The organism is Microbacterium excoecariae (assembly GCF_011326725.1).
GTDB lineage: Bacteria > Actinomycetota > Actinomycetes > Actinomycetales > Microbacteriaceae > Microbacterium > Microbacterium excoecariae.
Window position 1 is genome coordinate 1051963 of sequence record NZ_JAANCO010000001.1, and the last position, 19473, is coordinate 1071435.

Consider the following 19473-nt stretch of genomic DNA (forward strand, 5'->3'; position numbering starts at 1 on the left):
GAGAGATGAACGATTTCGCGTCCACACCAGGACTGATCCTTCTGCCCGCCGTCGACGTTGCGGGCGGTCGCGCCGTCCGCCTCACGCAGGGCGAGGCCGGCTCCGAGACGAGCTACGGCGACCCCATCGAGGCGGCCGAGCAGTGGAAGGACCAGGGGGCCGAGTGGCTGCACCTGGTCGACCTCGACGCAGCCTTCGGGCGCGGCTCCAACGCGGGCATCCTGCGCAAGGTCATCAAGCACATGAAGGGCGTTAACGTCGAGATCTCGGGCGGGATCCGCGACGACGCCTCGCTGGAGGCGGCCCTCGCCTCGGGCGCGCAGCGTGTCAACCTCGGCACGGCGGCCCTCGAGAACCCCGACTGGACCGAGGCGGTGATCGCGCGCTACGGCGAGGCGATCGCCGTGGGCCTCGACGTGCGCGGCACGACGCTCGCGGCGCGGGGCTGGACGAAGGAGGGCGGCGACCTGTGGGACGTGCTCGCCCGCCTCGAGAAGGCGAACTGCGCGCGCTACGTCGTCACGGACGTCACGAAGGACGGCACGCTGCGCGGCCCGAACACCGAGCTGCTCACGGCCATGACCGAGCGCACGGATAAGCCCGTCGTCGCCTCCGGCGGCATCGCCAGCCTCGACGACATCGCCGAGCTCCGCGATCTCGTGCCGCAGGGCGTCGAGGGCGCGATCGTCGGCAAGGCGCTGTACTCGGGCGCCTTCACGCTGGCCGAGGCGCTGGATGTCGCGTCCGTCTGACGCGGATCGACCGGCTCTCCCGGAGCACCTCGCCGCCCTCGCGGGCGGCGCGGACTCGGCGGGCCAGCCGTGGGAGGGGCGCACCTTCTCCCCGAACCCAGCCGCCGGCGACGACGGATCCGCGGATCCCGCGCTGCACGCCGCGCTGACGGGATTCCGCGACGGCACGGCGCGCGAGGAGGACGTCGTCGACGCCCTCCGCGCCGCGCGCGTGCTGGTGCCGCTCGTCGCGGAGAAGGGCGAGGAGGGCCTGGCGCCCTCGGGGCTCGCGGTCGACAAGACGCAGGAGCTCTCGATCGTGACGGTGCGCGCCCCGGACGGGCGCGCGGTGCTCCCCGCGTTTACGAGCGTCGACACACTCCGGGCCTGGAACCCCGACGCGCGGCCCATCCCCGTCGCGGGGACGCGCGCCGCGCTCGCGGCGGCGGGGGACGACACGGACCTGCTCGTCATCGATCCGACGAGCCCGACCGAGTTCGTCGTGCGCCGCCCCGCGATCTGGGCGATCGCGCAGGAACAGCCCTGGTCGCCGCCGTGGCGGACCCCCGAGCTCGTCCTCGCCTTTGAGGCCGCCATCGCGTCCGAGCTCGCGGTGCACGGCGTCCGCGTCTCCCCGGGAGACCCCGAGGCGCGGCTGCGCGGCCCCGAGACGCTCGTCACCCTGAGCCTCGCGCGCGGGCTGGATCGCGCCGAGCTCGACGCCGTGCTGACCCGGCTCGCCGGCCGCTGGGCCGCGGACGACCGAATCGCCGTGCTCGTCGACTCGATGAAGGTCGCGCTCGAGGCGAGCCGCGACTGACCCGCGCGTCAGATGACGGGGCCGGTGAACTTCTCGCCGGGGCCCTTGCCCGGCGCGTCCGGGATCGACGAGATCTCTCGGAATCGCAGCTGCAGCGAGCGCAGCCCGTCGCGGATGGGGCGCGCGTGCATGTCGCTGATCTCGGGCGCCGCGGCCGTCACGAGGCCGGCGAGCGCGTTGATGAGCTTGCGGGCCTCGTCCAGGTCGAGCAGCTCCTCGGCCGCCTCCTCCTCGCCCAGGCCGAGCTTGACCGCGGCCGCGCTCATGAGGTGCACACACGACGAGGCGATGACCTCGACGGCGGCGACGTCGGCGATGTCGCGGGTGGCCTGAACGTCGGCTCCCGCCCGCTCCTGCTCCTCCCAGCGGGCGACGCGCTCCGCGTCGAATGCGTGCGCGTGGGGGGCGGATCCGCCGGGGATGGTGCTCATGTGCTGCCTTCTGCTAGACTTCTCCGGGCTCCGAAAGTGATTTCGGACGAAAGAGGATCTTCATCCCACCCGCGCTTGCCGCTTCAGGCTACCGGGTCATGCAACACTCCGCTCGCCGCACGGCGAGTCGGGACGGGCCGCGCGCCCGTCCGTTGGGTGATGGCGTGCGAACGCGTATCGCACGGGTGGATGCAGGTGTCTCTCCCGCCCGTCGCGCGATCCTCGCGCGACGGTGGCTCATCGACTACCGCACCCTAGGAGTTCCGCATCAGCGATCCCCGCATCAACGAGCGCATTCGTGTTCCCGAGGTCCGTCTCATCGGCCCGGGTGGCGAACAGATCGGCGTCGTCCGCAGCGAGGTTGCGCTCCGCCTCGCGCAGGAGGCCGACCTCGACCTCGTCGAGGTGGCTCCGAACTCGCGGCCTCCCGTGGCCAAGATCATGGACTACGGGAAGTTCAAGTACGAGACCGCACAGAAGGCTAAGGAAGCGCGCCGCAACCAGGCCAACACGGTTCTCAAGGAAGTTCGCTTCCGCCTGAAGATCGATCAGCACGATTACGAAACGAAGCGCAAGCGCGCCGAGGGATTCCTCAAGGCCGGAGACAAGGTCAAGGCCATGATCCTGTTCCGCGGCCGCGAGCAGCAGCGCCCCGAGATGGGCGTGCGCCTGCTGATGAAGTTCGCCGAGGAGGTGGCGGAGCTCGGCTCGGTCGAGTCTCGCCCCAAGATCGACGGCCGCAACATGGTCATGATCATCGCACCGGTCAAGAACAAGTCCGAGGCCAAGGCCGAGCAGAACGCCCAGCGCGCCGCGAACAAGCAGGCGGCGCGCGACGCGAAGCACGCCGTCAAGGCCCCCGAGGGCGAGTAGTCACCCCATACGCCTTCTCGCCGAGAGGCGGGCAGCACCCCCGTCGCCCCTCGCGGGCGCACACGTCAAGGAAAGTCACGAAGAATGCCGAAGCAGAAGACCCACTCGGGTTCCAAGAAGCGCTTCAAGATCACCGGCAGCGGCAAGATCAAGAAGCAGCAGGCGGGCATGCGCCACAACCTCGAGCACAAGTCGAGCCGTCGCACGCGTCGCCTGAACCAGGACCAGATCATCTCGGGCAACGACGTCAAGACCGTCAAGAAGCTCCTCGGTCGCTGAGCGGCTCGAAACTCGTTACTCGTTAAGGAAACGTCACCATGGCAAGAGTTAAGCGCGCAGTCAACGCGCACAAGAAGCGTCGCGTCATCCTCGAGCGTGCCTCGGGCTACCGCGGCCAGCGTTCGCGCCTGTACCGCAAGGCGAAGGAGCAGGTCACCCACTCGCTCGTCTACGCGTACCGCGACCGTCGCAAGCGCAAGGGCGACTTCCGCCGCCTGTGGATCCAGCGCATCAACGCCGCGAGCCGCGCGAACGGCCTCACGTACAACCGCTTCATCCAGGGCCTCGGCCTCGCGGGTGTCGAGGTGGACCGTCGCATGCTCGCCGAGCTGGCCGTGAACGAGCCCGCCACGTTCGCGACGCTCGTCGAGGTCGCCAAGGGCGCGCTGCCGGGCGACGTCAACGCCCCGAAGGCCGCGTAAGCACCTTCGCTCAAGGGCCGTCTCCCCGTTTCGGGGAGGCGGCCCTTTGTCGCGCGCGGGGGCCAGCGGATCCGTAGAATCCAGGGGTGCTTGAGAATCCCCGCGCCGCCCGTGTCCGCTCCATCCGCAAGCTGGGCCAGAGGAGCGCCCGCCGCGAGACGGGACGGTTCCTCCTGGAGGGGCCGCAGGCGGTGCGCGAGGCCCTCACGGCCCGCCCCGACCTCGTCGAGCAGCTCTACGTCACGCCCACCGGGCTGGAGAAGCACGGCGACATCCGCGCGCTGATCGACGACGCGCAGGCGGAGAACCCCGACCTGACGTGGGAGTACGCCGACGAGGACGTCGTCGCGGCGATGGCGGACACCGTCACGCCGCAGGGCTTCGTCGCGGTCGCGCGCCAGAACCCGACGGCGCTCAAGGACATCCTGGGGGACACGGCGACGCCGCGGCTCATCGTCGTGTGCGAGGAGGTGCGGGATCCCGGCAACCTCGGCACGATCATGCGGGCCGCGGACGCGGCCGGGGCCGACGGGCTCGTCCTGACGGGGCGCACCGTGGACCCGTTCAACCCCAAGGTGGTCCGCTCGACCACCGGGTCGCTGTTCCACGTGCCGTTCGCGGTCGAGGCGGACCTCGCCGACGTTGCGGGCCGCGCGCGGAGGGCGGGCCTGCAGGTGCTCGCGGCCGACGTCAAGGGCGAGGACATCCTCGCGGCGCGGACCGAGGGGCGCCTCGAGGCCCCGACCGCCTGGGTCTTCGGGAACGAGGCCCGCGGCCTGACGGACGAGGCGCTTGAGCTCTGCGACGGCGCGCTTCGGCTTCCCATCTACGGCCACGCCGAGTCGCTCAACCTCGCGACCGCCGCGAGCGTGTGCCTGTACGAGACGGCGTTCGCGCAGCGATCGGCGCGCCCGGCGGCCGGCTGAGGTAACAACCGCGTTTCGCCCGCGCGGCCGGTGGTGCTTTCCGCGCGCGAGCGTCTAGGCTCGCGACATGGCTGAGCCCCTTGTCGTCATCGACGCCGTCGAGAAGCACTACGGCGACTTCCACGCCCTCAAGAACATCGACCTCACGGTCTCGCGCGGCGAGGTCGTGGTCGTCATCGGCCCCTCGGGGTCGGGCAAGTCGACGCTGTGCCGCACGATCAACCGCCTCGAGACGATCACGAGCGGATCCATCACGATCGACGGCAAGGAGCTCCCGAAGGAGGGCAAGGCCCTCGCGGCGCTCCGCGCCGACGTCGGGATGGTCTTCCAGTCGTTCAACCTCTTCAGCCATCTGACGATCCTCGAGAACGTCACGCTCGGCCCCATCCGCGTGCGCGGCATGAAGAAGTCCGACGCCGAGAACCAGGCGCGCGAGCTCCTCGACCGCGTGGGCATTGCCCACCAGGCCGACAAACTGCCGGCGCAGCTCTCGGGTGGCCAGCAGCAGCGCGTCGCGATCGCGCGCTCGCTCGCGATGCACCCCAAGGTCATGCTCTTCGACGAGCCGACCAGCGCCCTGGACCCCGAGATGATCAATGAGGTCCTCGACGTGATGGTGGGGCTCGCCAAGGAGGGCATGACGATGGTCGTCGTCACCCACGAGATGGGCTTTGCGCGCAAGGCCGCCGACCGCGTCGTGTTCATGGCAGACGGGGAGATCGTCGAGGAGGCGACCCCCGAGGAGTTCTTCACGAACCCCCGGTCCGACAGGGCGAAGGACTTCCTGTCGAAGCTCATCACGAACTGACTTTTCGGATCCCTTCCCGGCGCCGCGACAGCACGCGACGCCTTCACTCACCAGGAGGACACCATGCGAAAGTTCCGCACCATCGCGGCGGCCGGCCTGGCCGCCGGCGCGCTGTTCACGCTGACGGCCTGCAACAGCGGCACGCCCTCGGGCGACGCGGGCGACGGCGGCGACGCCGAGGCGCCCTACGAGGTCGCGAGCGACGTCTCGCTCGAGGGCAGCCCGACCTACGACGCCATGGTCGATGCCGACGAGGTCACGATCGGCGTCAAGGAAGACCAGCCCGGCCTCGGCTACCTCGACGCGACGACCGGCGAGCGCACCGGCTTCGACGTCGAAATCGCCCGCTGGATGGCCGCCTCGCTCGGCTTCTCCGAGGACCAGATCGACTGGCAGGCCATCCCGTCCGCCAACCGTGAGCAGGCCCTCATCAACGGTGACGTCGACTTCTACGTCGGCACCTACTCGATCACGGACGAGCGCAAGCAGCAGATCGACTTCGCCGGCCCGTACTTCGCGACGGGCCAGGGCCTGCTGGTCGCCGCGGACAGCGACATCGCGTCCGACGCCGACCTCACGAGCGACGTCACGGTCTGCTCGGCGACGGGATCGACCCCGATCCAGAACATCCGCGACAACTACGACGCGCAGACGGAGGAGTTCGACACCTACACGCAGTGTGTCGACGCCCTCCTCAACGGCACGGTGGACGCCGTCACGACCGACGAGCTCATCCTCATCGGCTACGCGGCGCAGTACCCGGACGAGCTGAAGATCGTCGGCGAGCCCTTCAGCGAGGAGCTCTACGGCATCGGCGTGCCGAAGGGCGACGACGCGCTGCGCGACTTCTTCAACACCACGCTGGAGGAGGGCGGCGACACCTGGTCGGCCATCTTCGACCAGGAGCTCGGCGACGCGGGCGTGACGCCCGAGCAGCCGGCGGTCGACCGCTACTGATCCGCCGGATCCGTTTCGGATCCTCCCGCGGTGGCCGGCCTCGTGGCCGGCCACCGCACCATCGCTTCCCCGAGAAGCACATCAGCGAAGGAGGCGCGGCGTGGATACGCTGCTCGACAACCTCGATCTCTGGGGCGTGGCGCTCCGGAACACCGTGGTCCTGTTCGTCGCGAGCGGGCTCATGGCCCTCGTCCTCGGCACGATCGTCGGCGCCATGCGCGTCTCGCCCGTCCCGATCGCGCGCGCCGTGGGAACCGCGTACGTCAACCTCGTGCGCAACACCCCGCTGACCCTGATCTTCTTCTTCTTCGCCCTGGGGTTCCCGGCCCTCGACATCGTGGACCTGAGCTTCACCTCGCTCGCGATCCTCGCCCTCGGCTTCTACACGGCGACCTACGTCGCCGAGGTCCTGCGCGCGGGAATCGGCACGGTTCCCGTCGGCCAGGCGGAGGCCGCCCGCGCCATCGGCCTGCCGTTCGGCCAGGTCATGACTCTCGTGGTCCTCCCGCAGGCGTTCCGCTCGATCGTGCCGCCCATGATGAGCGTGTTCATCGCTCTGCTGAAGAACACGACGATCGCCGCGGGCTTCTCGGTCGTGGAGCTGGGGTCGCTGCGCGCCAACCTCTCGGAGCGCGGCGAGCCGGCCATGGTCGTCCTCCTCTGGATCGCGGCGTTCTTCGTCGCCATGGTGCTGCTGCTCAGCTGGCTGCAGCGAACGCTCGAGACGCGATGGAAGGTCATCCGATGAGCTCCGTCCTGTACGACGTCCCCGGCCCGAAGGCCGTCGCGCGCAACCGGGTGATCGGCGGCGTGACCGTCGTCGTCATCGCCGCCCTGATCGGCTGGCTGCTGTGGCGCTTCGTGGACACGGGCCAGCTGACGGCCGAGAAGTGGTCGGTCTTCACCTACACCTATCTCTGGACCGACCTGATCATCCCCGCGATCGGCAAGACGCTCGGGGCGTTCGTCACGGCGGCCGTCGGATCCATCGTGCTCGCGTTCGTCCTCGCGATCGGGCGCCTGTCGGATCACGCCTGGGTGCGCACGCCGTTCACCGTCATCACCGAGGTCTTCCGCGCGATCCCCGTGCTGATCCTCATGATGATCCTGTACTACGGGCTCCCGTCGGTCGGCGTCTCGGTGTCGCCGTACCTCGCCGTCGTCGTCGCACTGATCGTCTACAACGGATCCGTGATCGCCGAGGCGCTGCGCGCGGGCGTCGTCGCGCTCCCCGGCGGCCAGAGCGAGGCCGGCTACGCGATCGGACTGCGCAAGACCGGCGTGATGACCTTCATCCTCATGCCGCAGGCGGTCCGCTCCATGCTGCCGGTCATCCTCGCCCAGCTCGTCGTCGCGCTGAAGGACACGGCACTCGGCTCGATCATCACGTACGAGGAGCTTCTCTACGTGGCCAAGCTGATCGGCGGCAACCTGCAGACCGGCCGGCCCTACATCCCCGCCGCGATCGTCATCGGGGCGATCTACATCGCGATGTGCCTGGCGCTGTCGGCGCTGGTGCGCCTCGTCGAGAAGCGCACGGCGGCCTCGCCGCGCACGCGCGGGACCGCCGCGGAGGACCCCCGCGCGCACGACGCGACCGTGACGTCGGTCATCGCGGCCCAGCAGGTCGCCGGCGACACTCAGGCGGATCCGGGCGGCGCCGCCCGCTGAGCGGCCCGGGAGCCGTCAGCAACTAGACTCGGGTCTCGTGTCTGACATCCCTGCCATCACCCCCGAGGCGGTGGAGGCCGCGGTCGCGGAGGCGCTCGCCGCCGCCGACGCCGCGCCCGATACCGCCGAGCTCAAGCGCGCCCGCGCCGCCCACCAGGGCGAGGGAAGCGTGCTCGCCGCGCTCAACGCGCAGATGCGCCACGTCCCGAAGGAGCACAAGGCCGAGTTCGGCAAGCTCGTGGGGCAGGCGCGCGGTCGGGTGAACCAGGCGTTCGCCGCGCGCGAGCAGGCGCTCGCCGCCGCCGAGGTGGCCGCCCGCCTCGAGGCCGAGCGGATCGACATCACGGCGGTCGCCCCGCGCACGCGCACGGGCGCGCGCCACCCGCTCGCCGTCATGCAGGAGCAGATCAGCGACCTCTTCGTCGGCATGGGGTGGGAGATCGCCGAGGGCCCCGAGCTCGAGCACGAGTGGTTCAACTTCGACGCGCTGAACTTCGACGAGGACCACCCCGCCCGCCAGCTGCAGGACACGTTCTTCGTGGATCCGGTCCAGCGCCACCTCGTCATGCGCACCCATACGAGCCCCGTGCAGGTGCGGTCGATGCTCGACCGCGACCTGCCGATCTACGTCCTGTGCCCGGGCCGGGTCTATCGCACCGACGAGTTCGATGCGACCCACCTGCCGGTGTTCACGCAGGCCGAGGGCCTCGTCGTCGACAAGGGCATCACGATGGCGCACCTCAAGGGCACCCTCGACCACCTCGCGAAGCAGCTCTTCGGCGCCGAGGCCAAGACCCGCCTGCGCACGAACTACTTCCCGTTCACGGAGCCGTCGGCTGAGTTCGACCTGTGGCACCCGACCTTCAAGGGCGGCGCGCGCTGGATCGAGTGGGGCGGGTGCGGCATGGTCAACCCCAACGTGCTCCGCGCGGCGGGGATCGACCCCGAGGTCTACAGCGGTTTCGCGTTCGGAATCGGGATCGAGCGGGCGCTCATGTTCCGCAGCGACGTACAGGACATGCGGGACATGGCCGAGGGCGATGTCCGCTTCAGCGAGCAGTTCGGGATGGTGGTGTGATGCGCGTCCCGATCTCGTGGCTGCGTGAGTTCGTCGAGGTTCCTGCTGGGGCGACGACCGACGACGTGTTCGCGTCGTTCGTGTCGGTCGGCTTCGAGGAGGAGGAGGCGATCGGGTTCGGAGTGACGGGTCCCGTCGTCGTCGGGAAGGTCCTCTCCTTCGACGTCGAGCCGCAGAAGAACGGCAAGAACATCCGGTGGTGCCAGGTCGACGTCGGCGAGGCGGAGCCGCGCGGCATCGTGTGCGGCGCGCAGAACTTCCACCCCGGCGACAAGGTCGTCGTGACGCTGCCCGGATCCGTGCTGCCCGGGCCCTTCCCGATCGCCGCGCGGAAGACCTACGGCCATGTGTCGGACGGCATGATCGCCTCCGCGAAGGAGCTGGGCCTCGGCGACGATCACGACGGGATCATCCGCCTGGGCGAATGGGGCCTCGACCCCGAGGTCGGATCCGACGCGATCGCCCTGCTCGGCCTCGACGGCGAGGCGGTCGACGTCAACGTCACGCCCGACCGCGGCTATGCGCTCTCGATCCGCGGCCTCGCACGCGAGTACGCGCTCGCCACCGGCGCCGCGTTCCATGACCCGGGCGCGCGCCCCGCGGGCGAGACGGATCCCGGATCCGGGTTCCCCGTCCGCATCCAGGACGAGAACCCGCTGCGCGGACGCGCCGGCGTGCGCGAGTTCGTCGTGCGCACCGTGTCGGGCGTCGACGCGTCGCGCCCCACGCCGCCCTGGATGCGGGCGCGGCTGCTGCTCGCGGGGATCCGCCCCCTCGGCCTGCTCATCGACATCACGAACCTCGTCATGCTCGAGCTCGGCAACCCGATCCACGGCTACGACGCCGACCGGCTGTCGGGCGGGATCACGGTGCGCCGCGCGGCCGCCGGCGAGCACCTCACGACGCTCGACGGCACGGACCGTACGCTCAGCGCGGAGGACCTCCTGATCACGGACGACTCCGGCCCGATCGGGCTCGCCGGCGTCATGGGCGGGCAGACCACCGAGCTGCAGGACGACACGACGAACGTGGTCATCGAGGCCGCCGTGTTCGACATGGTCTCGATCGCGCGCACGGCCCGCCGGCACAAGCTGCCGAGCGAGGCGTCGCGCCGCTTCGAGCGGGGCGTCGACCCGCGGATCCCGCTCGTGGCGGCCCAGCGCGTGGTCGACCTCATGGTGGAGCTCGCGGGCGGAACCGCCGGCGAGGCGGGCTTCGCGCTCGGTGTCGAGGGCACCGCTGACGACATCGATCTGCCGCGGGGCTTCGTCTCGGGCCTCATCGGCGTCGACTATGCGCCGGCGCGTATCGCCGAGACGCTGGAGCTCGTGGGGTGCGCGGTGCGCGAGACGCCCGAGGGCTGTGCGGCGACGCCGCCCTCGTGGCGCCCCGACCTCACGGACAAGTGGACGTTGGCCGAGGAGGTCGCGCGCGTCGACGGGCTCGACAAGGTGCCCTCGCTGCTTCCCACCCCGCCCTCGGGCCGCGGGTACACGGCCGCGCAGGCCGCGCGCCGGCGCGTCGCGAACTCCCTTGCGGCCGCGGGGCTCGTCGAGACCCCCTCGTTCCCGTTCACGAGCGAGGCGCAGAACGACCTGCACGGATCCGCCGCGGGCGGGCACCTTCCGAGCGTGCGGCTGGCGAACGCGCTCGACGGGCAGGCACCGTTCCTGCGCCGCAGCCTCGTCCCCGGCCTCGTGCAGACGGCGCACCGCAACCTCGCCCGGGGGACGACCGACCTCGCGCTCTTCGAGATCGGCGGGGTGTTCCTGCCGGCCGACGGCGTCGCCTACGGCACGGACACGATCCCCCCGCTGGGCGAGCGTCCCTCGGACGCCGTGCTCGCGGAGCTCGACGCGGCGATTCCCCCGCAACCGCGGCACGTCGCGGTGCTCTTTGCCGGCGACATCGCGCCCAAGCAGCCGGGCCGCGCCGCCGAGGCGGCGGGCCTGGCCCAGGCGCTCGACGCCGTGCGGGTCATCGCCGAGGCGGCGGGCGTGACGATCACCGTCGCGCAGGCCGAGCGCGCCGCGCTCCACCCGGGGCGCACGGGCGTCCTCGTCGCGGCGGGCGAGGAGGTCGGCTACGTCGGCGAGCTGCACCCCGACGTCGCGGCTGACGCGGACCTCGTGGGGCGCGTCACGGTCGCCGAGCTCGACCTCGATCGCGTCGTCGCCCTCGCGGGCGAGCGCGTGACGGTGTCGTCGCTGTCCACCTTCCCGGCCGCGACGCAGGACGTCTCGCTGGTGGTGCCCGCGGGCGTTCCGGCCGGCGACGTCGAGAGCGCGCTCGTGGAGGGGGCGGGCGACCTCCTCGAGGCCGTTCGGCTCGTCGACGATTACCGCGGATCCGGGATTGCCGGCGGCGAGAAGTCCCTGACATTCGCTCTGCGGTTCCGCGCTGAGGACCGGACCCTGACGGCCGCGGAGGCCACCGAGGCCAAGACCGCCGGCGTCCGCGTCGCGGCCGAGCGATTCGGGGCGACCCTCCGCGACTGAGCGGGTTCGTCACCCTCCGGCGGTTCGCGCCGCCGGAGGGTGATACGCTCGGCGGCATGACTTCGCCGGTGACCGCGCGGCCCGCAACGGGCCCCGTCGCCGCGCGCCGACGCGTCCGTCGAATGTCGGCGGACCGCGTCGTGGCGCACCCCTAACCGGGATGCGCGAGCGGTCCGCCGTCTTAGGCCCCATCGCTCACGAACCCTAAGGTAGAAGTCATGACGTATTCGGTTGCCGTCTCCGGCGCCTCCGGCTATGCGGGCGGCGAGATTCTCAGGTTGCTCGCCGCGCACCCCGACGTCGAGATCCGCACGGTCACGGCGCACTCCAGCGCGGGGGATCCGCTGGCCCTGCACCAGCCGCACCTGCGCTCGCTCCGCCACCTCGAGCTCCAGCCCACGACCCCCGAGACGCTCGCGGGGCACGACATTGTGTTCCTCGCGCTGCCGCACGGCCAGTCGGGCCAATACACCGACGCGCTCGCCGGCGCCGGGCTCGTCATCGACGCGGGGGCCGACCACCGCCTCACGTCGCGCGCCGACTGGGACGCCTTCTACGGCGGAGCGTTCCACGAGCCCTGGACGTACGGCGTGCCCGAGCTCGTCGCTGCCGGCGGCCGCCAGCGCGACGCGCTCGTGGGCGCCACGCGCATCGCGGCCCCGGGCTGCAACGCCTCGACCGTCGCCCTGAGCATGGCCCCCGGCGTCGCCGCAGGCGTCATCGACGCGACCGACATTGTCAGCGTGCTCGCCGTCGGCCCGTCGGGCGCGGGCAAGAGCCTCAAGCCGCACCTGTTGGGGTCCGAGATCCTCGGCACGGCGAATCCCTACGCGGTGGGCGGCACGCATCGCCACATTCCGGAGATCCGGCAGGCGCTGCGCGCGGCGGGAGCGGCGGATCCGCGCGTCTCCTTCACGCCCGTCATCGTGCCGATGTCGCGGGGTATTCTCGCGACCTCCTCCGCCCCCCTCGCGCCCGGCGCGACCGACGCCGAGATTCGCGGTGCCTGGGAGGCGGCGTACGGGGACGAGGAGTTCGTGCAGCTCCTGCCGCCGGGCCAGATGCCGCGCACGGCCGACGTGATCGGCGCCAACACCGCGCTTCTCGGCCTCGCCGTCGATCGCGCGGCGAACCGCGTGATCGTCGTGGCGGCCGTGGACAACCTGACCAAGGGCACGGCGGGAGCCGCGATCCAGTCGATGAACATCGCGCTCGGCCTGCCGGAGGGGCGGGCGCTGACGACGAACGGAGTAGCGCCATGAGCGTGACCGCACCGCAGGGCTTCGAGGCGGCGGGCGTATCCGCCGGCCTCAAGAGCACGGGCAAGCCCGACGTGGCGGTGATCGTCAACCGCGGACCGCGCGACACCGCGGCCGCCGTGTTCACCTCGAACCGGGCGCAGGCGAACCCGATCATGTGGTCGAAGCAGGCGATCTCCGACGGATCGGCCCGGGCCATCGTGCTGAACTCGGGCGGCGCCAACTGCTTCACGGGATCCTTCGGCTTCCAGACGACGCACCAGACCGCCGAGCGGGCCGCGGAGCTGCTCGGGATCGGTGCCATCGACGTGCTCGTGTGCTCGACCGGGCTCATCGGCACGGGCGACGAGACGTTTCGGACCCGCGTGCTCGACGGCACCGAGCGGGCGATCGCCGCGCTCGCGGCCGACGGTGGGGAGCGCGCCGCGGCGGCCATCATGACAACGGACACCGTGCCGAAGACCGCGGTGCGCGCCCGCGACGGCTGGACGATCGGCGGGATCGCGAAGGGCGCGGGCATGCTCGCGCCCGGACTCGCGACGATGCTCGTCGTCCTCACGACCGACGCGGACCTCACGCCGGAGGCGGCCGATGCCCAGCTCCGCGCCGCGACGCGGACGACGTTCGACCGCCTCGACTCCGACGGCGCCATGTCGACGAACGACCAGGTCACGCTCCTCGCGTCCGGAGCATCCGGGATTGTGCCCGAACCGGACGCGTTCGGTGAGGAGCTGCAGGCGCTGTGTCTCGACCTCGCCGCGCAGCTCATGCGCGACGCGGAGGGCGCCTCGCACGACATCCGGATCGAGGTGGTGGGAGCGGCATCCGAGGACGACGCGGTGGTCGTCGGCCGGTCGGTCGCGCGCAACAACCTCTTCAAGACGGCGATCTTCGGCAACGACCCGAACTGGGGCCGCGTGCTGGCCGCGATCGGGACGACGGACGCGGAGTTCGACCCGTACGACGTCGACGTCACGATCAACGGGGTCCGCGTGTGCACGCAGGGCGGCCCGGACCGCCCGCGCGACGAGGTCGACCTCGCGCCGCGCGACACCCACGTGCTCATCGACCTGCGCGTGGGGCCGGACGCCGCCACCATCATGACCAACGACCTCACCCACGCCTACGTGCACGAGAACAGCGCCTACTCCTCATGACACCGATCGATCTGCAGCAGACGAGCCCCGAGGAAGCCGAGTTCAAGGCGTCCACCCTCATCGAGTCGCTCCCGTGGCTCAAGCAGTACCGCGACCAGATCGTCGTCGTGAAGTACGGCGGCAACGCGATGATCTCGGAGGAGCTCCAGGACGCGTTCGCCGAGGACATCGCCTACCTGCGCTACGTCGGCATTAAGCCCGTGGTCGTGCACGGCGGCGGCCCGCAGATCTCGAACATGCTCGATCGGCTCGCGATCCCGAGCGAGTTCAAGGGCGGGTACCGCGTGACGTCGACCGAGGCGATCTCGGTCGTCCGTATGGTGCTCACGGGCCAGATCAACCCGCAGCTCGTCGCGAAGATCAATTCGCACGGCCCGTTCGCCGTCGGGCTGTCGGGCGAGGACGCGGCGCTTTTCGGCGGCCGCCGGCGGGGCGTCGTCATCGACGGGGTCGAGGAGAGCCTCGGCCGCGTCGGAAACGTGGAGGAGGTGGATCCGACCCCGGTGCTGGATCACCTGCGCGCCGACCGGATCCCTGTGGTCGCGGGGGTGGCGCCGGACCTCGACAACCCCGGGCACACGCTGAACATCAACGCGGACGCGGCGGCGAGCGCCCTGGCCCGCGCGCTCGGCGCGAAGAAGCTCGTGATCCTCACGGACGTGCCGGGCCTGTACGCCGACTGGCCGAATCGCGATTCGCTCGTGTCGCACCTGACGTCGGCGGAGCTGCGCGACCTCATGCCCCGGCTCGAGTCGGGCATGATCCCCAAGATGCAGGCCTGCCTCGACGCCGTCGACGGCGGCGTCGAGAAGGCATCGATCATCGACGGCCGCGTGCCGCACTCGGTGCTCGTCGAACTCTTCACCAGCAACGGAATCGGAACGGAGGTCGTGGCATGAGCCAGACGGAATGGAATCAGGCCGCGGGCCGCGACCTGATGAGCCTCGGGGGGCGCCTCGCGAACCTCGTGCGGGGCGACGGATCCCATGTGTGGGACGACGAGGGCACGCGCTTCCTCGACTTCCTCGGGGGGATCGCGGTGAACAGCCTCGGTCACGCGCATCCCGTTTTCGTCGAGGCGGTCTCGCGCCAGGCGGGGACCCTCTCGCACGTGTCGAACTACTTCGCGACGCCGCAGCAGCTGGAACTCGCCGCGCGGCTGAAGCGCCTGGCGGGCACGGGGGAGGCGGGGCGCGTCTTCCTCGCGAACTCGGGCACGGAGGCCAACGAGACTGCCATCAAGCTCGCGCGGCTGCACGGTCAGAGCCGCGGCGCCGAGACCATTCTGTGCCTCGAGGGTGCCTTCCACGGGCGCTCGACCGGCGCGCTCGCGCTCACGCCGAAGGCCGCGTACCAGGATCCGTTCGCCCCGCTCATGCCGGGCGCCCGGCCCGTCGCGCACTCGATCGAGGCGCTTGAGGCCGCGTTTGCCGAGGGCGGCGTCGCGGCGATCTTCATCGAGCCGATCCAGGGCGAGGCGGGCGTCGTCGAGCTGCCCGCGGGCTTCCTCGCCCGGGCGCGCGAGCTGGCGACGGAGCACGACGCGCTGCTCATCCTCGATGAGGTGCAGACCGGATCCGGGCGCACGGGGGAGTGGTTCGCCTTCCAGGCCGCGGGCGTCACCCCGGACGCGGTGACCGTCGCGAAGGGCGTCGCGGGCGGGTTCCCGCTCGGCGCGCTCGTGACGTTCGGGGCCGCGAGCGAGCTGTTCTACCCCGGCACGCACAACTCGACGTTCGGCGGGAACCCGCTCGCGAGCGCCGTGGCGAACGCCGTCCTCGGGCACATCGAGGACGAGGACCTGCTCGCGAACGTGCGCCGCCGCGGCGAGGAGATTCGGGCGGGTGTGGCGGACCTGCCGCTCGTGAAGGGCACGCGCGGAGCGGGCCTGCTCGTCGGCATCACGCTCGCCGCGCCCGTGGCCGCGAACGTCGCGGCCGAGGCGCTGCGGCTCGGCCTCATCGTGAACGCGCCGACCGCCGACGTGATCCGCGTCGCCCCCGCCTACACGGTCGGCGACGCGGAGATCGCCGAGTTCCTCGATCTCTTCGGGCGCGCGCTCGCGACCGTCGCCGACACCTCGAAAGTGGAGACCCCCGCATGACGCGTCACTTCCTGCGCGATGACAGCATCACGCCCGCGGAGCAGGCCGAGATTCTCGACCTGGCCGCCGAGCTCAAGGCCGACAGGTGGCGCGAGAAGCCGCTGGCCGGACCGCAGACCGTCGCGGTGATCTTCGACAAGTCCTCGACCCGGACGCGCGTGTCGTTCGCGGTGGGAATCGCGGACCTCGGCGGATCCCCGCTGATCATCACGACCGCGAGCAGCCAGCTCGGGGGCAAGGAGACGCCGGCCGACACTGCGCGCGTGCTCGAGCGCCAGGTCTCGGCGATCGTGTGGCGCACCTACGCGCAGGAGGGGCTCGAGCAGATGGCCGCGAACACGACCGTCCCGGTCGTGAACGCCCTCAGCGACGACTTCCACCCGTGCCAGCTGCTCGCGGACCTCCTGACGATCCGCGAGCACAAGGGCGCCACGCAGGGGCTGACGATGTCGTTCTTCGGCGACGGGAAGTCGAACATGGCGCACTCGTACGTCATCGCCGGCGTCATGGCCGGCATGCACGTGCGCGTCGCGAGCCCCGCCGACTACGCGCCGCGCGCCGACGTCATCGCGGACGCCGACGAGATCGCGAAGACCACGGGCGGATCCGTGACCCTCCTCACCGACGTCAACGAGGCGGCCGCGGGCGCCGACGTCATGGTCACCGACACGTGGGTGTCGATGGGCAAGGAGGAGGAGAAGCTCGAGCGGCTCCGCGACCTCGGCGGCTACAAGGTCACGACCGAGCTGATGCAGCTGGCCCAGCCGGACGCGATGTTCATCCACTGCCTGCCGGCCGATCGCGGATACGAGGTCGACGCCGAGGTCATCGACGGCCCGCAGAGCGTGATCTGGGACGAGGCGGAGAACCGCCTGCACGCGCAGAAGGCGCTGTTGGTGTGGCTGCTGCGTCAGCAGGCGGTGTAGCGACCACCGCACCGCGCCGCCGGGCACGGCTCGGCGGCGCGGGACGCGAGCCCGGCGTCGATCTGGCGCGCGGGCTCGCCGTGTTCGGCATGTTCGCCGCGCACGTGGTCGTCACGGCGACGTTGTTCGACGCCGGGGACCCCGCCTCCTGGAACGCGGCCGTCAACGGCAACTCGTCGATCCTGTTCGCGACCCTCGCGGGGCTGAGCCTCGCGCTCGTGTCCGGCGGCGCCACGCCCCTGACCGGGAGGGCGCTGGGCACCGCGCGCGCCCGCATCGCGGTCCGCGCCGTGTGCATTTTCCTCGTGGGGCTCGCGCTCATGGCACTGGGCACGCCCGTCTACGTCATCCTGCCGGCGTACGGGATCCTGTTCCTTCTCGCGCTGCCGATGCTCGGCCTGCCGGTCTGGGCGCTCGCCGCGCTCGCCACGGCCGTCGCGGTGGTCGGGCCGTTCGCGGTGGCCGCGATCGACGCGTGGCCGATCTGGTCGGGCCCGGGCGGCGCGGCGCTCGCGGATGCGCTCGGGTGGCACTACCCCTTCGTTGCGTGGATCGCGTTCGTCGCGGCCGGGATGGCGCTCGGCCGCGCGGACCTCTCGCGCCTGTCGACCGCGGCAGCCGCGTTGTGCATCGGGTCCGGCGCCGCGATCCTCGGCTTCGGTCTGGTCCCGCGGCTTGTCCCGCTTTCCCCCGCGTTCGACGGCGCGCCGCACTCGACCGGCATGGGGGAGATGATCGGATCCGGCGGCCTCGCGATCGCGATCGTGGGCACGTGCGTGCTCGTGTGCCGGACTCCGGTCCGCGTCCTCGTCTGGCCCCTGCGCGCGGTCGGATCCATGCCGCTGTCGGCCTACGCCGCGCAGCTGATCGTCTGGGCCGTATGGATCGCGGCGACCGGCGGCGGAGACCTGGGCGCGCTCGCGGGGTTCCGGGCCGCCGAGCCCTTCTGGCCGTTGTCCCTCGCGACGCTGGCGGCGTGCTCCGCGTGGGCGGCGTTCGTGGGGCGGGGGCCGCTCGAGGAGGGGATCGCGTGGGTGGCGCGGACCGCGGTTCCGGGCGCGACGCCTGGCGGCGATAGGCTGGGCGCGTGAGTAGCGAAGACCCCGAGACCACCCCGCACGGCACGAACGAGGGCGCCCTCTGGGGCGGCCGATTCGCGTCGGGCCCGAGCGCGGCGCTCGAGGCCCTGAGCCGGTCGACGCACTTCGACTGGAAGCTGGCGGCGTACGACATCCGCGGATCCCACGCGCACGCCACCGCACTGGAGGCCGCCGGGTACCTGACGCCGGAGGACGCGCGCGAGATGCACGCGGGTCTCGACCGCCTCGCGGAGAAAGTCGCCTCGGGCGAGGTGCGCCCGCGGCCGGGCGACGAGGACGTGCACGGCGCGATGGAGCAGCTCCTGCTCGACGAGGTCGGATCCGAGCTCGGGGGACGCCTTCGCGCGGGCCGCAGCCGGAACGACCAGATCGCGACCTTCGTGCGGATGTACCTCATCGACCACGGCGCGATCATCGCGCGCGAGGTGCTGCAACTCATCGACGCGCTCGTCTCGCAGGCCGAGGCGCACCCGGACGCGATCCTTCCGGGCCGCACGCACCTGCAGCACGCGCAGCCCGTGCTCCTCGCGCATCACCTGCAGGCGCACGCCTGGCCGCTCGTGCGCGACCTCGAGCGCCTGCGCGACTGGCGCGTGCGCGCGGGAGCCTCGCCGTACGGCGGCGGCGCGCTCGCCGGGTCGACCCTCGGCCTCGACCCGGCGCTCGTGGCGCGGGAGCTCGGCCTCGATCGCCCCGCGGAGAACTCGATGGACGCCACGGCGTCGCGCGACGTCGTGGCGGAGTTCGCCTTCATCGCCGCCCAGATCGGCATCGACCTGTCGCGCTTCGCCGAGGAAATCATCCTCTGGAACACGCGCGAGTTCGATTTCGTCACGCTCGACGACGGCTACTCGACCGGCTCGAGCATCATGCCGCAGAAGAAGAACCCGGACATCGCCGAGCTGGCCCGCGGCAAGGCGGGCCGCCTCATCGGCAACCTGTCGGGGCTGCTCGCGACGCTCAAGGCGCTCCCGCTGGCCTACAACCGCGACCTCCAGGAGGACAAGGAGCCGGTGTTCGACTCGGTCGACACACTCGAGCTCGTCCTCCCCGCCTTCACGGGCATGGTGCAGACGCTCGTGTTCCACACGGAGCGCATGGCCGCCCTCGCCCCCGAGGGCTTCTCGCTCGCGACCGACGTCGCGGAGTGGCTCGTGAAGCAGGGCGTGCCCTTCCGCGAGGCGCACGAGATCTCCGGCGCGCTGGTGCGGGCCTGCGAGGCGCGCGGCATCGGGCTCGAGGGCGCCGACGACGCGCTCCTGTCCGAGGTCTCCGCACACCTGACCCCGGGCGTGCGCGAGGTCCTCACGATCGAGGGTTCCGTGGCCTCGCGCTCTGGCGTCGGCGGCACCGCCCCTGAGCGCGTGGCGGAGCAGCGGGTGGAGCTCACCCACCGCGCCCGCACGGCGTTCCAGGCGCTTCTCGGCGAGTAG

Annotated in this window: 20 protein-coding genes; 19 read left to right on the forward strand and 1 reads right to left on the reverse strand. The window is 71.5% G+C overall.

The annotated features are described in order from the left end of the window. Positions 1–5 precede the first annotated feature (5 nt). Together priA and G8E01_RS04665 are read left to right on the forward strand one after the other, a co-directional pair. Complete coding sequence (priA, locus tag G8E01_RS04660; RefSeq protein WP_166316539.1) at positions 6–752, forward strand: bifunctional 1-(5-phosphoribosyl)-5-((5-phosphoribosylamino)methylideneamino)imidazole-4-carboxamide isomerase/phosphoribosylanthranilate isomerase PriA; 747 nt, start codon at positions 6–8, stop codon at positions 750–752. Then, positions 736–1551, forward strand: coding sequence for an SseB family protein (locus G8E01_RS04665; RefSeq protein ID WP_166316542.1), 816 nt, complete (start codon positions 736–738; stop codon positions 1549–1551). Before priA ends, G8E01_RS04665 begins: the two co-directional genes overlap by 17 nt. Before the next feature lie 8 nt (positions 1552–1559). On the opposite strand, the gene G8E01_RS04670 is transcribed toward G8E01_RS04665, so the two are convergent. Beyond that, on the reverse strand, positions 1560–1982 hold the full coding sequence (locus G8E01_RS04670; RefSeq protein WP_155047811.1) for a DUF1844 domain-containing protein: 423 nt from the start codon (positions 1980–1982) through the stop codon (positions 1560–1562). A 267-nt stretch (positions 1983–2249) separates the two neighbouring features. Here G8E01_RS04670 and infC point away from each other — a divergent pair, with 267 nt between their 5' ends. The 17 genes from infC to argH all read left to right on the forward strand — a co-directional run bounded on the left by infC (position 2250) and on the right by argH (position 19473). Next, positions 2250–2855 carry a translation initiation factor IF-3 gene (gene infC, locus G8E01_RS04675; protein ID WP_166319730.1) on the forward strand — a complete coding sequence of 202 codons (606 nt, stop codon included), beginning with the start codon at positions 2250–2252 and terminating at the stop codon, positions 2853–2855. 84 nt (positions 2856–2939) lie between these two features. Next, on the forward strand, positions 2940–3134 hold the full coding sequence (gene rpmI, locus G8E01_RS04680) for a 50S ribosomal protein L35 (protein ID WP_155047812.1): 195 nt from the start codon (positions 2940–2942) through the stop codon (positions 3132–3134). A gap of 38 nt (positions 3135–3172) precedes the next feature. Continuing rightward, a complete protein-coding gene (rplT, locus tag G8E01_RS04685; RefSeq protein ID WP_155047813.1) occupies positions 3173–3556 on the forward strand; it encodes a 50S ribosomal protein L20 in 384 nt (127 codons plus the stop codon). Between the two features lie 86 nt (positions 3557–3642). Further along, on the forward strand, positions 3643–4482 hold the full coding sequence (locus tag G8E01_RS04690; protein WP_166316545.1) for a TrmH family RNA methyltransferase: 840 nt from the start codon (positions 3643–3645) through the stop codon (positions 4480–4482). Positions 4483–4549: 67 nt separating this feature from the next. Next, a complete protein-coding gene (locus G8E01_RS04695; RefSeq protein WP_166316548.1) occupies positions 4550–5290 on the forward strand; it encodes an amino acid ABC transporter ATP-binding protein in 741 nt (246 codons plus the stop codon). 63 nt (positions 5291–5353) lie between these two features. After that, entirely contained in the window at positions 5354–6247 is an 894-nt protein-coding gene (locus G8E01_RS04700; protein ID WP_166316551.1) for a glutamate ABC transporter substrate-binding protein, read from the forward strand. Positions 6248–6347: 100 nt separating this feature from the next. Continuing rightward, complete coding sequence (locus G8E01_RS04705) at positions 6348–6995, forward strand: ABC transporter permease subunit (protein WP_166316554.1); 648 nt, start codon at positions 6348–6350, stop codon at positions 6993–6995. Beyond that, on the forward strand, positions 6992–7918 hold the full coding sequence (locus tag G8E01_RS04710) for an amino acid ABC transporter permease (protein WP_205827217.1): 927 nt from the start codon (positions 6992–6994) through the stop codon (positions 7916–7918). Before G8E01_RS04705 ends, G8E01_RS04710 begins: the two co-directional genes overlap by 4 nt. Positions 7919–7955: 37 nt before the next feature. Beyond that, positions 7956–8996, forward strand: coding sequence for a phenylalanine--tRNA ligase subunit alpha (gene pheS / locus G8E01_RS04715; protein WP_338100743.1), 1041 nt, complete (start codon positions 7956–7958; stop codon positions 8994–8996). Beyond that, on the forward strand, positions 8996–11494 hold the full coding sequence (gene pheT / locus G8E01_RS04720) for a phenylalanine--tRNA ligase subunit beta (protein ID WP_166316560.1): 2499 nt from the start codon (positions 8996–8998) through the stop codon (positions 11492–11494). The genes pheS and pheT overlap by 1 nt, the downstream gene beginning before the upstream one ends. A gap of 218 nt (positions 11495–11712) precedes the next feature. Next, positions 11713–12756: an N-acetyl-gamma-glutamyl-phosphate reductase gene (gene argC, locus G8E01_RS04725; RefSeq protein WP_166316563.1), complete on the forward strand. Its 1044-nt coding sequence runs from the start codon at positions 11713–11715 to the stop codon at positions 12754–12756. Beyond that, complete coding sequence (gene argJ / locus G8E01_RS04730) at positions 12753–13910, forward strand: bifunctional glutamate N-acetyltransferase/amino-acid acetyltransferase ArgJ (protein ID WP_166316566.1); 1158 nt, start codon at positions 12753–12755, stop codon at positions 13908–13910. Before argC ends, argJ begins: the two co-directional genes overlap by 4 nt. Then, positions 13907–14809 (forward strand): acetylglutamate kinase, encoded by a 903-nt coding sequence (gene argB, locus G8E01_RS04735; RefSeq protein WP_166316569.1) that lies wholly within the window; start codon positions 13907–13909, stop codon positions 14807–14809. The genes argJ and argB overlap by 4 nt, the downstream gene beginning before the upstream one ends. Beyond that, a complete protein-coding gene (locus tag G8E01_RS04740) occupies positions 14806–16014 on the forward strand; it encodes an acetylornithine transaminase (protein ID WP_166316572.1) in 1209 nt (402 codons plus the stop codon). The genes argB and G8E01_RS04740 overlap by 4 nt, the downstream gene beginning before the upstream one ends. Next, the gene (gene argF, locus G8E01_RS04745) at positions 16011–16940 is read left to right on the forward strand and encodes an ornithine carbamoyltransferase (RefSeq protein WP_166316575.1); all 930 of its coding nucleotides are present in this window, start codon (positions 16011–16013) and stop codon (positions 16938–16940) included. Before G8E01_RS04740 ends, argF begins: the two co-directional genes overlap by 4 nt. Then, the gene (locus G8E01_RS04750; RefSeq protein WP_166316578.1) at positions 16913–18031 is read left to right on the forward strand and encodes a heparan-alpha-glucosaminide N-acetyltransferase domain-containing protein; all 1119 of its coding nucleotides are present in this window, start codon (positions 16913–16915) and stop codon (positions 18029–18031) included. Before argF ends, G8E01_RS04750 begins: the two co-directional genes overlap by 28 nt. Continuing rightward, positions 18028–19473: an argininosuccinate lyase gene (gene argH / locus G8E01_RS04755; protein ID WP_166316581.1), complete on the forward strand. Its 1446-nt coding sequence runs from the start codon at positions 18028–18030 to the stop codon at positions 19471–19473. Before G8E01_RS04750 ends, argH begins: the two co-directional genes overlap by 4 nt.

Coding starts and splice junctions, on each gene's coding strand:
- argJ (WP_166316566.1), top strand. CDS start 12,753: ATGAGCGTGACCGCACCGCAGGGCTTCGAGGCGGCGGGCGTATCCGCC.
- rplT (WP_155047813.1), top strand. CDS start 3,173: ATGGCAAGAGTTAAGCGCGCAGTCAACGCGCACAAGAAGCGTCGCGTC.
- rpmI (WP_155047812.1), top strand. CDS start 2,940: ATGCCGAAGCAGAAGACCCACTCGGGTTCCAAGAAGCGCTTCAAGATC.
- priA (WP_166316539.1), top strand. CDS start 6: ATGAACGATTTCGCGTCCACACCAGGACTGATCCTTCTGCCCGCCGTC.
- G8E01_RS04695 (WP_166316548.1), top strand. CDS start 4,550: ATGGCTGAGCCCCTTGTCGTCATCGACGCCGTCGAGAAGCACTACGGC.
- argC (WP_166316563.1), top strand. CDS start 11,713: ATGACGTATTCGGTTGCCGTCTCCGGCGCCTCCGGCTATGCGGGCGGC.
- G8E01_RS04700 (WP_166316551.1), top strand. CDS start 5,354: ATGCGAAAGTTCCGCACCATCGCGGCGGCCGGCCTGGCCGCCGGCGCG.
- argF (WP_166316575.1), top strand. CDS start 16,011: ATGACGCGTCACTTCCTGCGCGATGACAGCATCACGCCCGCGGAGCAG.
- G8E01_RS04665 (WP_166316542.1), top strand. CDS start 736: ATGTCGCGTCCGTCTGACGCGGATCGACCGGCTCTCCCGGAGCACCTC.
- pheT (WP_166316560.1), top strand. CDS start 8,996: ATGCGCGTCCCGATCTCGTGGCTGCGTGAGTTCGTCGAGGTTCCTGCT.
- G8E01_RS04710 (WP_205827217.1), top strand. CDS start 6,992: ATGAGCTCCGTCCTGTACGACGTCCCCGGCCCGAAGGCCGTCGCGCGC.
- argB (WP_166316569.1), top strand. CDS start 13,907: ATGACACCGATCGATCTGCAGCAGACGAGCCCCGAGGAAGCCGAGTTC.
- G8E01_RS04670 (WP_155047811.1), bottom strand. CDS start 1,982: ATGAGCACCATCCCCGGCGGATCCGCCCCCCACGCGCACGCATTCGAC.
- G8E01_RS04740 (WP_166316572.1), top strand. CDS start 14,806: ATGAGCCAGACGGAATGGAATCAGGCCGCGGGCCGCGACCTGATGAGC.